11 protein-coding genes and 1 pseudogene are annotated in these 14,286 nt (G+C 62.2%); 9 read left to right on the top strand and 3 right to left on the bottom strand.

Features of this window, described 5'->3' with window-relative positions; all coding sequences use genetic code 11:
* The first annotated feature begins 39 nt into the window (after positions 1-39).
* The 4 genes from HCN50_RS17155 (at position 40) to HCN50_RS17140 (ending at position 5,524) form a co-directional block, all read left to right on the top strand.
* Positions 40-1,023, top strand: a complete 984-nt coding sequence (locus HCN50_RS17155) for a fumarylacetoacetate hydrolase family protein (protein WP_171710855.1) — start codon at positions 40-42, stop codon at positions 1,021-1,023.
* A gap of 41 nt (positions 1,024-1,064) precedes the next feature.
* Positions 1,065-1,841, top strand: coding sequence for a cyclase family protein (locus tag HCN50_RS17150; RefSeq protein WP_171710854.1), 777 nt, complete (start codon positions 1,065-1,067; stop codon positions 1,839-1,841).
* Between the two features lie 40 nt (positions 1,842-1,881).
* Positions 1,882-2,979 carry an amidohydrolase family protein gene (locus HCN50_RS17145; protein WP_171710853.1) on the top strand — a complete coding sequence of 366 codons (1,098 nt, stop codon included), beginning with the start codon at positions 1,882-1,884 and terminating at the stop codon, positions 2,977-2,979.
* Between the two features lie 730 nt (positions 2,980-3,709).
* Positions 3,710-5,524 carry a carbamoyltransferase family protein gene (locus HCN50_RS17140; protein ID WP_171710852.1) on the top strand — a complete coding sequence of 605 codons (1,815 nt, stop codon included), beginning with the start codon at positions 3,710-3,712 and terminating at the stop codon, positions 5,522-5,524.
* 30 nt (positions 5,525-5,554) lie between these two features.
* Here the strand turns inward: HCN50_RS17140 and HCN50_RS17135 are convergent, their stop codons facing one another.
* Entirely contained in the window at positions 5,555-6,700 is a 1,146-nt protein-coding gene (locus tag HCN50_RS17135) for an OpgC domain-containing protein (RefSeq protein WP_171710851.1), read from the bottom strand.
* A gap of 229 nt (positions 6,701-6,929) precedes the next feature.
* On the opposite strand from HCN50_RS17135, the gene HCN50_RS17130 reads away from it, so the two are divergent.
* Positions 6,930-7,235 carry an ETC complex I subunit gene (locus HCN50_RS17130; protein ID WP_171710850.1) on the top strand — a complete coding sequence of 102 codons (306 nt, stop codon included), beginning with the start codon at positions 6,930-6,932 and terminating at the stop codon, positions 7,233-7,235.
* Positions 7,236-7,283: 48 nt separating this feature from the next.
* Here HCN50_RS17130 and HCN50_RS17125 read toward each other — a convergent pair whose 3' ends face one another.
* Together HCN50_RS17125 and HCN50_RS17120 are read right to left on the bottom strand one after the other, a co-directional pair.
* Positions 7,284-7,781, bottom strand: a complete 498-nt coding sequence (locus HCN50_RS17125) for an Lrp/AsnC family transcriptional regulator (protein ID WP_171710849.1) — start codon at positions 7,779-7,781, stop codon at positions 7,284-7,286.
* A 21-nt stretch (positions 7,782-7,802) separates the two neighbouring features.
* Positions 7,803-8,471, bottom strand: a complete 669-nt coding sequence (locus HCN50_RS17120; protein WP_171710848.1) for a TetR/AcrR family transcriptional regulator — start codon at positions 8,469-8,471, stop codon at positions 7,803-7,805.
* A gap of 184 nt (positions 8,472-8,655) precedes the next feature.
* On the opposite strand from HCN50_RS17120, the pseudogene HCN50_RS17115 reads away from it, so the two are divergent.
* From HCN50_RS17115 to HCN50_RS17100, 4 genes and pseudogenes are all read left to right on the top strand, one after another.
* Positions 8,656-9,661 (top strand): annotated as a pseudogene (locus tag HCN50_RS17115) (acyl-CoA dehydrogenase family protein).
* Positions 9,662-9,766: 105 nt separating this feature from the next.
* Positions 9,767-11,371 carry a carboxyl transferase domain-containing protein gene (locus HCN50_RS17110; protein WP_171710847.1) on the top strand — a complete coding sequence of 535 codons (1,605 nt, stop codon included), beginning with the start codon at positions 9,767-9,769 and terminating at the stop codon, positions 11,369-11,371.
* Between the two features lie 2 nt (positions 11,372-11,373).
* On the top strand, positions 11,374-13,383 hold the full coding sequence (locus HCN50_RS17105) for an acetyl/propionyl/methylcrotonyl-CoA carboxylase subunit alpha (protein WP_171710846.1): 2,010 nt from the start codon (positions 11,374-11,376) through the stop codon (positions 13,381-13,383).
* Positions 13,380-14,285, top strand: coding sequence for a hydroxymethylglutaryl-CoA lyase (locus tag HCN50_RS17100; RefSeq protein ID WP_171710845.1), 906 nt, complete (start codon positions 13,380-13,382; stop codon positions 14,283-14,285). The genes HCN50_RS17105 and HCN50_RS17100 overlap by 4 nt, the downstream gene beginning before the upstream one ends.
* The last annotated feature ends 1 nt before the right edge of the window (position 14,286 follow it).

Genomic DNA, 14,286 nt, shown 5'->3' with positions numbered 1-14,286 from the left:
TTTGATCATATATTTCGAAAGAACACAAGGGGTGCATCAGTGAAACTCGCGACATTCAAATCCGGCGGACAGGAAAAGATCGGAATCGTGCATGGGGGCGATACGCTCCTGTTCGATCTCGCAGCCGCCGCCAGCCGCGGCGGCAGCGCCGATCCGGCCTTCGCATCGATGCTGGCCTTGATCGATGCCGGCGACGCCGCGCTCGAACAAGCGGCAAGACTGTTCGACAAGCAGGGCAAGGACGAGGGCTTGTCGATCAAGACCGAGAGCGCGGAAATTCTCGCTCCCGTTCCGGAACCACGACAGATGCGGGACGGCATGTCGTTCCCGCTGCACATCCTGCAGGCCCCGCGCGGGCAGCTCAAGCTTGCCGCGCGCGCCAAGGGCGACATGGCAGAGCTGGAGCGGATCGAGGCCGAGCCGCTCGGTGAGTTGCCGGAGGTCTATCGCAGGCAGCCGATCTACTACATCACCAACCGCTTCAGCGTGCGCGGCACCAACACGACCGTCAAATGGCCGCGTTACAGCCAGGTGATGGACTACGAGCTGGAATTCGGCATCATCACCAGGAACAAGGGCGCCAACATCTCCGCCGCCAAGGCCAAGGATCACATCTTCGGCTATACGATCTTCAACGATTTTTCCGCGCGCGATGCCCAGCGACTTGAGATGGAAGGGCGGCTCGGCCCGGCGAAAGGCAAGAGCTTTGATGGCGGCAACGTTATGGGGCCCTGGATCGTTACGCCCGACGAGATTGGCGACCCCTATAAATTGAAGATGGAAGCGCGCGTCAACGGCGAGATGCGCTCGCAAGGAGTAAGCGAGGGCATGCTATTCTCGTTCGAGGAGATCATCGCCCATGTCAGCCAAGACGAGACACTGATGCCCGGCGAGTTCATCGGTTCCGGCACCGTCGGCAATGGCTGCGGCCTCGAACTCGGCTGGTATCTCGAGCACGGCGACACGATCGAACTCGAGGTCGAAAAGATCGGCATTTTGAAGAACCGGGTCGAGCGGCAATAAGATCCGGCCTACACCAAGAAGAACACAAGCGAGGAAACGCCATGGCGCGCAAGCTGATCGATATTTCTGTTCCCCTGCAAAACGACGTGCCGGCCGATCCGCCCGGCAATCACCCGACCATCCAGTACATCGATCACCAGCAGGGTCTGCCGCGGATGCTGCAGTTCTTCGAGGGGCTGAAGGCCGAAGATCTGCCGGATGGGCAAGGCTGGGCGGTGGAGCAGGTATCGCTCTCCACCCACAACGGCACGCATCTGGATGCGCCCTGGCACTTCCACCCCACCATGAATCGCGGCGAGCGTTCATGGACGATCGACGAAGTTCCGCTGGAATGGTGTTTTCAGCCGGGCGTGAAACTCGACTTCCGGCACCTTCCGGACGGCTATGTCGCCACCGCCAGGGATGTCGAGGCGGAATTGAAGCGCATCGGTCACACGCTGTCGCCGCTCGAGATCGTGGTGGTCAACACCAGTGCCGGCGCCAAATATGGAAGGCTCGACTACGTTACGTCCGGCTGCGGCATGGGCTATGAGGCGACGATGTATCTCCTGGAGCGCGGCGTGCGACTGACCGGCACCGACGGCTGGAGCTGGGACGCGCCGTTCGTCTACACGGCAAAGAAATATGCCGAGACCAAGGATGCCAGCCTGATCTGGGAAGGCCACAAGGCCGGCCGCCACATCGGCTACTGCCATCTCGAGAAGCTGCACAACCTCGAGCAACTGCCGTCGATCGGCTTCATGGTGTCGTGCTTCCCGGTGAAGATCGAGCGCGCATCCGCCGGCTGGACCCGGGCGGTTGCTATTCTCGACGGATGAAGGCTGCACGCGACAACAGACAAAAAAGGGGGAGGCACGAATGACGTATATGCGCGCGCCGCAGTTGCGGGGATGCTTCTGCTGCGGTCCATCAATTTCGCCGCGCTCCAGGCCTAGCCGGCGCGGCTTCTTGCTCGGCGCTGGCGCTTTGGCGCTGACTGCGGCCATCGGGCGCGACCGGGCCGAGGCGCAAGGCGCCGAGGCAAAACCGTTCCGGATCGACGTCCACCATCATCTGTCGCCGCCGAGCTACGTGACCGCGTCCAACGAGGCCGGCTTCGGCGATCCCTTGATGAAGAACTGGACCATCGAGAAATCGATCGCAGACATGGACAAGGCCGGCATCGCTACCTCGATGCTCTCAGTCACCACGCCCGCCGTCAACTTCACGAAGGGCGATCCGGCGCGAAGGCTCTGCCGCGAGGCGAACGAGTATGCCGCGAAGCTGGTTGCGGATTATCCCGGACGCTTTGGCAATTTCGCCATGCTGCCGCTCACCGATATAGAAGGCAGTCTGCGCGAACTGACCTATGCGCTCGACACCCTCAAGGCCGACGGCATCGCCTTGATGACGAGCTATCGCGACAAATGGCTCGGGGACCCGCTGTTCCTGCCCGTCATGGAGGAGCTGAACCGGCGAAAGGTGCTGGTCTACACCCATCCGACTGCGGCGAATTGCTGCGAGAACCTGGTGCCGACGCAGCCGCCCGTCATGATCGAGTTCGGCACCGACACGACGCGCACCATCGCCGACATCATCTTCTCCGGCAATGCACGGCGGTTTCCCGACATCCGCTGGATCTTCTCGCACGCGGGCGGCACGATGCCGTTCCTGATCGAGCGCTTCGCGCGCCATCCGTTGCTAGTGCCGAAGGCCAAGGAGATGGTGCCCGAGGGCACTCTCGCAGAGCTCAAGCGCTTCTTCTACGACACCGCGCAGACCTCCAACCGCGGCGCGATGTCGGCGCTGGCGGCAATCATCCCGCCGTCGCAAATCGTGTTCGGAACGGATTTTCCGTACCGGACCGGCATCGATCATGTGAAAGGGCTGCGCGAGGCGGGTGTGTTCACGGAAGAACAGGTCGCAGCGATCGAACGCGGCAATGCGCTCAAGCTGATGCCGCGGCTGGCAACCTAAGCCGGGCGCGATTGGCGCTCCTTGCGCGTGGAGCAATCAACCAAAAGAAAAAGGCGCGCCGATCGGCACGCCTGATTCTCACCATCACGTCGGACGCGACGACGATCGGCTATATCACCACCTGCAGACTCGGACGCCGTAGGGGTTCCACCAGCAGCGCGGACCCGGACGCACGACGACGGGGCCACCATAGAAGCCATAGCCGCGACCGCGACCCCAGCCTCTGCCATAACCACGACCATAACCGCGACCATAATAGCCTCTTCCTCGCCATTGGGCTTGGGCTGACGAGGTCGTCGCACCCACCAGAATGGCAGAGGTGCTGGCGATGTACACGAAGAAGAGAGCCAACGCTGCAAGGCAGCGGGTCAGGATGTTGTAGCGTTTAGCCATTCGAATCTCCCGGTCACTTCCAAGCATCTGGACTTCGGCACTATCTCACTCAGACGCTTGAGAAAGCCATCGGTTCAGGTGCGCTAAGACGATATTTTCACTAAGGTTCTTGCGGGCGCTGGGGACTCTATTGAGAAGGCGGGATAAGGTCAAGTTACGGCCGGTTCTGCTGCGGATTCCCGCAGTGCTGTTCATCTTTCTGAACGCTGGATGAATACCAAAGATTGTGCGCTGCAGAACTTCGACTGAAAAAAATTCACAGGGCCATGCCAACAACTTGATGTCGACACGATCTCCATTTTCTCAGCGCAAGATGATCCTCTCCTGACGAGTACCCATGTCCAAAAAACACACTTATGTCCTTGGCCTGAACACCTATGACCACGATGTGAGCGCCTGCCTGTTGCGCGACGGCGCCATCGCCTTTGCGATCGCCAAGGAGCGGATCACCCGGGCCAAGCACGCCTCGGGCTTTTACAAGGAAGTGATCGACTATTGCCTCGAAGCCGAAGGCATCACGCTCGATGACGTCGATCTGGTGGTGCGCAATTGCTACATCCTGCCGGTCCCGGAGATGGAGGACCGGCTGGTCTATTTCGACGCGCCCGGCTTCCTGCCGGAATTCGAGCGGGCCGATGCCGCCAAGCACCCGCTTTATCTGAACCATTCGGACAAGGTGGTGACGATCTCCCATCACCTGGCGCACGCCTATAGCGCCTTCGCCGTATCGCCGTTCGACGATGGCGTGGTGATGATCGTCGATGGTGTCGGCAGCTACCGGTCTGACGTGATGGAATCCTTTCCCGCCAGCGATACGGCAACGCCGCTCGCACGCGAATCGGAGAGTTACTACAAATTCAACGGCAAGACGCTGGAATGCCTGAAAAAGGTCTGGATGGAGCCCGACCGCGGTTTTCTCAGCGACGAGTTCTACACCATGCCGGGACTTGGCGCGCTCTACAGCCGTGCCTCGACCTACATCTTCGGCGACTGGAACAAGTGCGGCGAGCTGATGGGATTGGCGCCTTACGGACGCCGCGAACAGGTCAAGCATCTGCTCGAACTGCACGACGGCAAACTGCACGTGCCGCACTGGAACGCCACCGACTTCAAGCAGCCTTACATCTTTGACGCCGCCGGCAATTGGGAAAAGAGCCCTGCGATGCGGCACTGGGAAGACCTGGCCTGGCGGACGCAGGACGATACCGAAAACGTGCTGCTCGCCCGCGCCCGCTGGTTGCGCGAGACCACCGGCGCGAAGAACCTTTGCATGGCCGGCGGCGTCGCGCTCAATTGCGTGGCGAACGGCCGGGTGGCACGCGAGGCCGGATTCGACAACGTCTGGATTCAGCCTGCGGCCGGCGATGATGGGATTGCAATCGGCTGCGCCTATTACGGCTGGCTCGAAATCCTCAAGCAGCGCCGCGGCTTCGTCATGGATCATGCCTATGTCGGCCGGCGCTACAGCGATCAGGACGTCGCCAAGGAATTGCAGAAATTTCTGGTGCGGATCCAGGTCGAGGCGGTCAGGAGCGAGAATGTCTGCCGCGACACTGCAAAGCTACTCGCCGGCCAAAAGGTGATCGGCTGGTTTCAGGACCGTTCGGAATTCGGGCCGCGTGCGCTCGGCAACCGCAGCCTGCTGGCCGATCCGCGCAAGGGCGAAATGAAGGACATCCTCAACAGCCGCGTGAAGCACCGGCAGGCGTTCCGCCCCTTCGCGCCGATCGTGCTTGCCGAGCGGATGAAGGAAATCTTCGAAGGTGAGGAGGACTCGCCCTTCATGCTGATCGCCAAGCCGGTGCGCCCCGAATGGCGGGAGAGGATTCCGGCGATCGTGCACGTGGACGGCACTGCGCGTGTCCAGACCGTGCGCGAAACGACCAATCCGATGCTGTATCGCCTGCTCAAGGAGTTCGAGGCCCTGACCGGCGTTCCCGTGCTGATCAACACCTCGTTCAACATCAAGGGCGAACCCATCGTGGAAACGCCGCAGGACGCCCTGAACTGTTTTCTGACCACCGGCGTCGATCACCTGGTCATGCACGATACGATCGTCTCGAAAAATACGATGCACAAGGTGGTCGCGCCGGTGCTCAACGTCTACGCCGACGTGCGGACGCTCGTGGCCTCGACCGCGCAGCCGGCATGAGCCGGCCGCCGCGGTGGAGCCGGAAGTCGCTCAGGCGGCCTTTGGCGCCGTCGGCTTGAGCGGCTTATCCTGCCGCTTCGACCAGGAGATGTAATAGGCGACAATCGTCATGATCGCGATGCCGGTCACGCTGACGAAGATCTGCGCGAACAGTGAGCCCGAGCTCATCGACAGTTCGAAATGCCCGACGAACGACAGGAACACGCCGACGCAGAACACGGCGAGCGATTGCTGGCCGCAAACGACAAGCGGATCGAAGATCCTCCATTCCAGTCCGGGCCATTCCTTCGGCACGAAGCGGATGATCAGGATCACGATCGCCACGAAATGCAGGAAGCGGTAGGGCGCGAGGTTGGTCTTGTCGTTCGGATTGAAGGTCGAAAACAGCCACTGTGGGAACATGTCGCCGAACGCCGGGAAGCGGCCGGCCATCGTCATGATGAGGGAAAAGATCAGATAGCCGATGCATAGATAGAGCGTGACCGGCGCGTTGATGATCGCCATGTTGTTGCGGGCGCCGCCAAGCGCACACCACGCGCCGAACACGAACAGCACCTGCCAGCAGAACGGATTGAAGTACCAGGTGCCGACCGGGTAGGCGGGCAGGTTCCAGCCAGTCTGTCGCGATACCAGCCACAGCACGATGGCGGCCAGCATGGTCCAGTTGGGCTGGCGCAGCATGATCCACAGCACCGGCGGGAACAGCCCCATCAGCACGATGTAGAGCGGCAACACGTCGAGATTGACCGGCTTGAACTTCAGGAACAATCCCTGCCGGAGCGTTTCGGTCGCGTTGTCGATCAGGCCGACCACGTTGAAATCGTTGACCAGCTCGGAATCGCCGAAGCGCAGCGCCAGATAGCTGATCGAGGCGATATAGATCACGAACAGGATGATGTGGGCGACATAGAGCTGCCAGACTCGCTTGGTCAGCCGCGTGGCGCCGACGATGAAGCCGCGTTCCAGCATCATCCGGGCATAGACGAAAGAGGCGGTATAGCCGGAAATGAAAACGAAGAGGTCGGCCGCGTCGCTAAACCCGTAATTGCGGGTGGTGATCCAGTTCACGACGTTGTCGGGGATGTGATCCAGATAGATCGCCCAGTTCGCGACCCCGCGGAACAGGTCGAGCCGGAGGTCACGTCCTTTGTCGGGCAGGGTGGCGTTGATTTTCATGGATGCCGCTTCACAGTGATGCTTCCGGCAGGATGGCGCCGCAAGACGGGGCCCCCGCCCCGGATGGCCCTAGATTGTCACAGTACGGCATAATGACTATACCGGTACGGAAATGGTACATCCGGGTTTGTGGAATCACCGATCAAATTTCCTGAAAGGTGTATCTATACTATCCCGGCCGCTTCCACCAACCGCTACCATGTCGCACACGCTAAGGACCCGACCATCCATGACCGCACGCATTTTTAAGCCCGCCAAAAACGCGATGCAATCGGGCCGGGCCAAGACCCAGGAATGGCAGCTCGACTACGAGCCCGAGCATGCCCGGGCTGTCGAGCCGCTGATGGGCTGGACCTCATCGACCGACATGAAGCAGCAGCTCACGTTGCAATTCGATACCAAGGAAGACGCGATCGCCTATTGCGAGCGCAAGGGCATTGCCTACCAGGTGATCGAGCCCAAGGATTCCGTGCGCCGGCCGGTCGCTTACGCCGACAATTTTGCCTTCAAGCGCGTCGAGCCCTGGACCCACTAGAACAGCAAGTCCTTCTGGTCGTGCGACGCGACGGCGGGGCGGGCCGGGCTACTGCGCCGGGTCGCGTGTCGACGGATCCTGAAGGATGGGCAGCGGCGCATCCTTGGCGATGCCGAGCACCGGGAAGCTCCTGATGTTACGGATCTCGGGCATTGTGGAGAACTGCAGAAGCTGCTGGTGCATGCCCTCGACGTTTCGCGCCACGCATTTGAGCAGGTAGTCGGCGTCACCCGAGATTCGCCAGGACTGCAGGACGAGTGGTATCGCCGCGATCGATCTTTCGAACGCCTGCAGCGGCGCCTGAGCCTGACTCTGCAATTGGATCAGGACGAACGAGATGACTTCGTAGCCAAGCAGCTTTTCGTCGAGCGTGGCTCTGATGGCGCTGACATGGCCGCGTTCGCGCAGGGCCCGAACCCGCCGGCGGCATGGCGGCTCGGAAAGGCCGACGCGCTCTGCCAGCTCGTTGTTGCGGATGCGCCCGTCCTTCTGCAACTCGGACAGTATTTTCAGGTCGATGTCGTCGAGCGCGTGACGTTCAGTCATGGGCATTCCGTCATAGGCATCCTATCGACGCTCCGGTCCGCCCCGCGCCCTGACGTCAGGGGAGGGCGTGCGTAGGACTCGAGCTTGATCGGGTTTCGCGCCAGGGGTGACGCCGGATAGCACCAGCTTCTCATGGGCGGCGACGATCGCCTCCTTGGTGAGCCTCCCGCCGGGCCGGTACCAGGTGGTGAGACCGGTCAACAAGGCGAGGATTGCAAATGTCGCCACCTGGATGTCCACGACCTCGAACTCGCCTTCGGCGACCCCCTGGCCGAGAATTTCCGCCAGCCGCTGCTCATAGGCGCCGCGCAGCGCCACGATCTCCTCATAGTTCTTCGGCTCGAGACTCCGCAGCTCGGAATTGGCGATGAAGACCTCGCGTTTTCTCGTCATATGATAGCTGACGTGAAAAGCGACGAAGGCACGGAGCTTGTCGGCCGGCCGCTGTTTCCCATCCAGGGCACGATCGAGCTGGCGCAGCAATTCGTTGATGTGGTCGCGTACCAGTACGAACAACAATTCCTGCTTCGTCGAGATATGGTTGTAGAGCGAACCCGACTGTATCCCGACTTCCGCGGCGAGCTGGCGCAGGCTCATGGCGGCATAGCCGTGCTCGAAGATCAGGCGCAGCCCGGCCTTGCGGATCGCCTCCATCGTCTTGGGGCCCTGAGAGCCGATCGTCCGCGCCATGGGGCCTCTGAAAGATGAGCGTTCGTTGTCTGTGGAAACGAGCAAGCGATCGTATAATAATGACATGAAAGGATAGTATTTTCAATTATCTGCGGCACTCAATTGAACCTGAAAAGGTTCCTCTTGTAGTGATAGTAAAAAAACGTATGATCGTTTAATTCGAAGAAGACATCCAAGGGAAATGATGGCCTCGAACAGGGCGCAGCTTCTCAACTTCGATCTCGGTGAAACCGCGGATGCGATCCGCGAGACGGTGCATGCGTTTTCGCAAAACGAAATCGCCCCGCGCGCCGCCGAGATCGACCGCAGCAACCAGTTTCCGCGCGACCTCTGGCCGAGGATCGGCGCGCTCGGGCTGCACGGCATCACGGTGGAGGAGGAGTATGGCGGCGCCGGCCTCGGCTATCTCGAGCATTGCATTGCGCTGGAAGAGATCTCGCGGGCGTCCGCCTCCGTCGGCCTGTCCTACGGCGCGCATTCCAACCTCTGCGTCAACCAGATCCGCCGCAACGGCAGCGAGGCGCAGAAGCGCAAATACCTGCCGAAACTGATCTCCGGCGAGCATGTCGGCTCGCTGGCGATGTCGGAGCCCGGCGCCGGTTCCGATGTGGTCTCGATGAAGACCCGCGCCGAGAAGAAGGGCGACCGCTTCGTGCTGAACGGCAACAAGATGTGGATCACCAACGGGCCCGAGGCCGACACGCTGGTGGTCTACGCCAAGACCGACGCCAACGCCGGTCCGCGCGGCATCACCGCCTTCCTGATCGAAAAGGGCATGAAGGGCTTTTCCACCGCCCAGAAGCTCGACAAGCTCGGCATGCGCGGCTCCGACACCTGCGAGCTGTTGTTTGAGGATTGCGAGGTGCCGGCGGACAACGTGCTCGGAGGGCAAGATCGCCGACATGTACACCACGATGAATGCCTCGCGCGCCTATGTCTACGCGGTGGCCAAGGCCTGCGACCGCGGCGAGACCACGCGCGAGGATGCCGCGGGCGCCATTCTCTACGCGGCGGAAAAAGCCACCCAATGCGCGCTCGACGCCATCCAGCTCTTGGGCGGCAACGGCTACATCAACGACTACCCGACCGGCCGGCTGCTGCGCGACGCCAAGCTCTACGAGATCGGCGCCGGCACCAGCGAAATCCGCCGCATGCTGATCGGGCGGGAACTGTTCGAGAAGACCGCCTGAACTTCACATCGGGGCAAAGATGGTACAGGCTGCGCATCCAGTTCGAATGGGCTGACCCGACAATCCTGAAGCCACGGCTCTCCAGCATTCAAAGAAACGCCGACCATGCCGCTTCATTCCACCATCGATCCGAAATCCTCCGAGTTTGCCCGCAACGCTGACGTGATGCGGGGTCTCGTGGCCGAACTGCGCGAGAAGCTCAAGGTGGTTTCCGGCGGCGGCGGCGAAGCCTCGCGCAAGCGGCATACGTCACGCGGCAAGATGCTGGCGCGCGAGCGCGTCGATCTCCTGGTTGATCCCGGCACCGCCTTTCTCGAATTGTCGCCACTCGCCGCCAACGGCCTTTATGGCGGCGACGTCCATTCCGCCAGCGTCATCACTGGCGTGGGGCGTATTTCCGGCCGCGAATGCATCATTGTCGCCAACGATGCCACCATCAAGGGCGGCACCTATTATCCGATGACCGTGAAGAAGCATCTGCGGGCGCAGGATATCGCGCGGCAGAACAATCTGCCCTGTGTCTATATGGTCGATTCCGGCGGCGCCTTCCTGCCGATGCAGGACGAGATCTTTCCGGACGAGCGCCATTTCGGCCGCATCTTCTACAATCAGGCGCAAATGTCCTCGATGGGCATTCCGCAGATTGCGATCGTGATGGGCTCCTGCACCGCGGGCGGCGCTTATGTGCCGGCGATGTCGGACGAGAGCATCATTGTGCGCAATCAGGGCACGATCTTTCTCGGCGGGCCGCCGCTGGTGAAGGCTGCGACCGGCGAGGTGGTATCCGCCGAGGAGCTCGGTGGCGCCGACGTGCATTCCCGCCACTCGGGCGTCACCGATCACTACGCGCAGAACGATGCTCATGCGATCGGGATCGCCCGGCGCATTGTCGCCACGCTGAAACAGCCGACGCGCGCTGTGCTCAACATGCGCGAGCCGCGTGAGCCGCTGTTCCCGGCGGAGGAAATCTACGGCGTGGTCTCCGCCGATGGCAGAAAGCCGTTCGACGTCCACGACATCATCGCGCGAATTGTCGACGGCTCGGAGTTCGATGAATTCAAGAAGCTCTACGGCACGACGCTGATCTGCGGCTTCGCCCATGTCTGGGGCTATCCGGTCGGCATCATCGCCAACAACGGCATCCTGTTCAGCGAGAGCTCGCTGAAAGGCGCGCATTTCATCGAATTGTGCTGCCAACGCAATATCCCGCTGGTGTTTTTGCAGAACATCACCGGCTTCATGGTCGGCAAGAAATACGAGGCCGGCGGCATCGCGCGCGATGGCGCCAAGCTGGTGACGGCGGTAGCGACCGCGGGCGTGCCGAAATTCACGGTCGTGATCGGCGGCTCCTATGGCGCCGGCAATTACGGCATGTGCGGCCGCTCCTATAGCCCGCGCTTTCTCTGGCTGTGGCCGAACGCCCGCATCTCCGTGATGGGCGGCGAGCAGGCCTCGATGGTGCTGAGCCAGGTCCGCCGTGACAATATCGAGGCCAAGGGCGAGACCTGGTCGGCGGAAGAGGAGGAAAAGTTCCGCGCGCCGATCCGCGCGCAATATGAAAGCCAGGGCAATCCCTATTACGCCACCGCGCGGCTGTGGGACGACGGCGTGATCGATCCCGCCGACACCCGGCTGGTGCTGGGCCTTGGCCTTTCAGCCGCGGCGAATGCGCCGATCGAACCGACGAAGTTTGGCCTGTTCAGGATGTGACGATGGACCGCGCAAAGCTTTACCGCCGTTTCCATACGCTCCTGATCGCCAACCGTGGCGAGATCGCCTGCCGGGTCACCCGCTCCGCCCGAGCCATGGGGCTGCGCACGGTTGCCGTCTATTCGGAGGCCGATTGCGACGCCATGCACGTCGCCATGGCCGATGAGGCCGTGCTGCTCGGACCGGCGCGGGCGCGCGACAGCTATCTCAACATCGAGCGGGTGATCGAAGCCGCGCGCCAGACCGGCGCCGAAGCTGTCCATCCCGGCTACGGATTCCTGTCGGAGAATGCCGAGTTCGCGAAGGCCTGCCTGAACGCCGGGCTGGTATTCGTCGGTCCTACCGCCGAGATGATGACGGCGATGGGCTCGAAGTCGGGCTCGAAAGCGCTGATGGAAAAAGCCGGCGTGCCGCTGGTGCCCGGCTATCATGGCGAGGCGCAGGACGAGGCGACACTGGCGAGGGCCGCCGATGCGATCGGCTTCCCCGTTCTGGTGAAGGCATCCGCCGGCGGCGGCGGACGCGGCATGCGCGTGGTCAATTCGGCGGCAGAGCTTGCGGCGGCAATCGTCAGCGCCAAGCGCGAGGCCAAGGCGGCATTCGGCGACGACCGCATGCTGATCGAGAAATTCGTGCAAAACCCACGGCACATCGAGGTGCAGATCATCGGCGACAGCCACGGCAATCTGCTTTCGCTTTGGGAGCGCGAATGCACGCTGCAGCGGCGGCACCAGAAGGTGATCGAGGAGGCGCCGTCGCCCACGCTGGACACTAAACAACGTGAGACGGTTTGCGAAGCCGCGCGCAGGGCGGCGGCTGCCGTCGACTATGTCGGCGCCGGCACGATCGAATTCGTCTCTGATGGCAAGAAGGTGTTCTTCATCGAGATGAACACCCGCCTGCAGGTCGAGCATCCCGTGACCGAACTGATCACCGGCGTCGATCTCGTCGAATGGCAGTTGCGGGTGGCGTTCGGCGAAAAGCTGCCGCTCACGCAGGACGAGATCAAGCTGAACGGCCATGCCATCGAGGCGCGGGTCTACGCCGAAAACCCGCAGAAGAACTTCATGCCCTCGGTCGGCCGGATCAGCATCTGGCGTACGCCAGATGCCGTCGACGGCCTGCGCATCGATGCCGGCTATCGCGATGGTGATGCAGTATCGCCCTATTACGACGCTATGTTGGCTAAAGTCATCGCCTGGGCGCCGACGCGCCAAGCCGCGATCGAGCGGCTCAACCGCGGGCTGGAAGAGACCGACGTCCGTGGCATCGTCACGAACATTTCGTTCCTGTCGGCGCTCATCATGCATCCTGACGTGCGCGCCAATACGATTGACACCGGCTTCATCGAGCGCGAGCTGAACAAGCTGACAGAGTTCTCCGGGACAGCCGGCAATCTCGAGCTTTGCGCCGCGGTCGGTGCGATCGTCCACGACGAACGGAAGGCGGCGGGCAGGGAGGCGCATTCGCCCTGGCAGACTTTCGGCTGGATGCCGGTCGGGCAGCGGCAGCGGGTATTCTCGTTCCGCCAGGGGCAGGGCGGCGAACAGAAGGTGACGCTGCGATATGGCAATGGGCTGTCGACGCTATCGATCGGCAAGCACCAGTTTGTTTTCGCGATCTCGCCGGCGGATGGCGGCGCCTTCGACCTCACGCTCGACGGTATGAAGTCGCGTGTGACCGCCGTGATCGAGGGGCACGAGCTTTACCTGCGCACCCGGAACGGCCGCTTCGACCTGCATTGGGTCGATCCGTTCGGCGGCGAGACCGAGGAGCAGGTCGGCGAGGACAAGATCGTGGCGCCCTTGCCGGGCACAGTCGTGGCGTTGCTGGCCGAGGAAGGCGCAGCCATGGAAAAAGGAGCCGCGATCCTGACGCTGGAAGTCATGAAAATGGAGCAGACGCTCCGCGCGCCCTTTGCTGGCGTCTTGAAGAAGCTCAACTGCAAGGTCGGCGATATCGTCGGCGAAGGCGTTGAGCTTGCCGAAATCGAACCGACGGCCACACCATGAGCGATAGCATTCACATCGTCGAAGTCGGCCCGCGCGACGGGCTGCAGAACGAGAAAACCCCGATCAGCGTCGCTGATCGGATCGCTTTCGTCGAGGCGCTGATCGGCGCCGGGCTCAAGGCAGTGGAGGTCGGCGCGTTCGTCTCGCCCAAGGCGATTCCGCAAATGGTGGGCTCGGCCGAAGTCTTGCGCGGCGTCAGCCATCACACCAACTGCGAGCTGCCGGTGCTGGTGCCGAACGAGAAGGGCTATGAGGCTTCGCAGGCGGCCGGTGCCAAATTGATCGCCGTGTTTGCCGCCGCGTCGGAAAGCTTTTCGTGCGCCAACATCAATTGCGGAATCGCGGAATCGATCGAGCGGTTCAAGCCGGTGCTCGCGCGCGCCAAGGCCGATGGCGTCCGGGTGCGCGGCTACATTTCCACCGTGCTCGGCTGTCCCTATGAGGGCGAGATCAAGCCGCAGGCGGTGGTCGATGTCGCAAAGGTGCTGTGGGATCTCGGCTGCTACGAAATCTCGCTCGGCGATACCATCGGCGTCGGCACGCCACTGAAAGCGCGGCAGCTGTTGCGCGCGGTCGCCGGCCACGTGCCGATGGCCAATCTCGCCATGCATTTCCACGACACCTATGGCCAGGCGCTCGCCAATCTCTACGCCGGAATGGAGGAAGGCTGCCGCGCGGTCGATTCCGCAGCCGGCGGCCTCGGCGGCTGCCCCTATGCCCCCGGCGCGACGGGCAACGTCGCGACGGAGGATGTCGTCTATATGCTCGAGGGCTTGGGCATTGGGACCGGAATCGACATGGAAAAGTTGGTCGCCGCGACCAATGTCGTGAGCGGCCTGATCGGCCGGCCGCCGGTCAGCCGCGTCGCGGCGGCGTTGAATGCGAAGGCGCGAGCCAAGTAGG

The sequence above is a fragment of the Bradyrhizobium archetypum genome (assembly GCF_013114835.1).
Lineage (GTDB): Bacteria > Pseudomonadota > Alphaproteobacteria > Rhizobiales > Xanthobacteraceae > Bradyrhizobium > Bradyrhizobium archetypum.
Note: the sequence above shows the minus strand (reverse complement) of the source record. Positions and strands in the feature narration are given on the sequence as shown.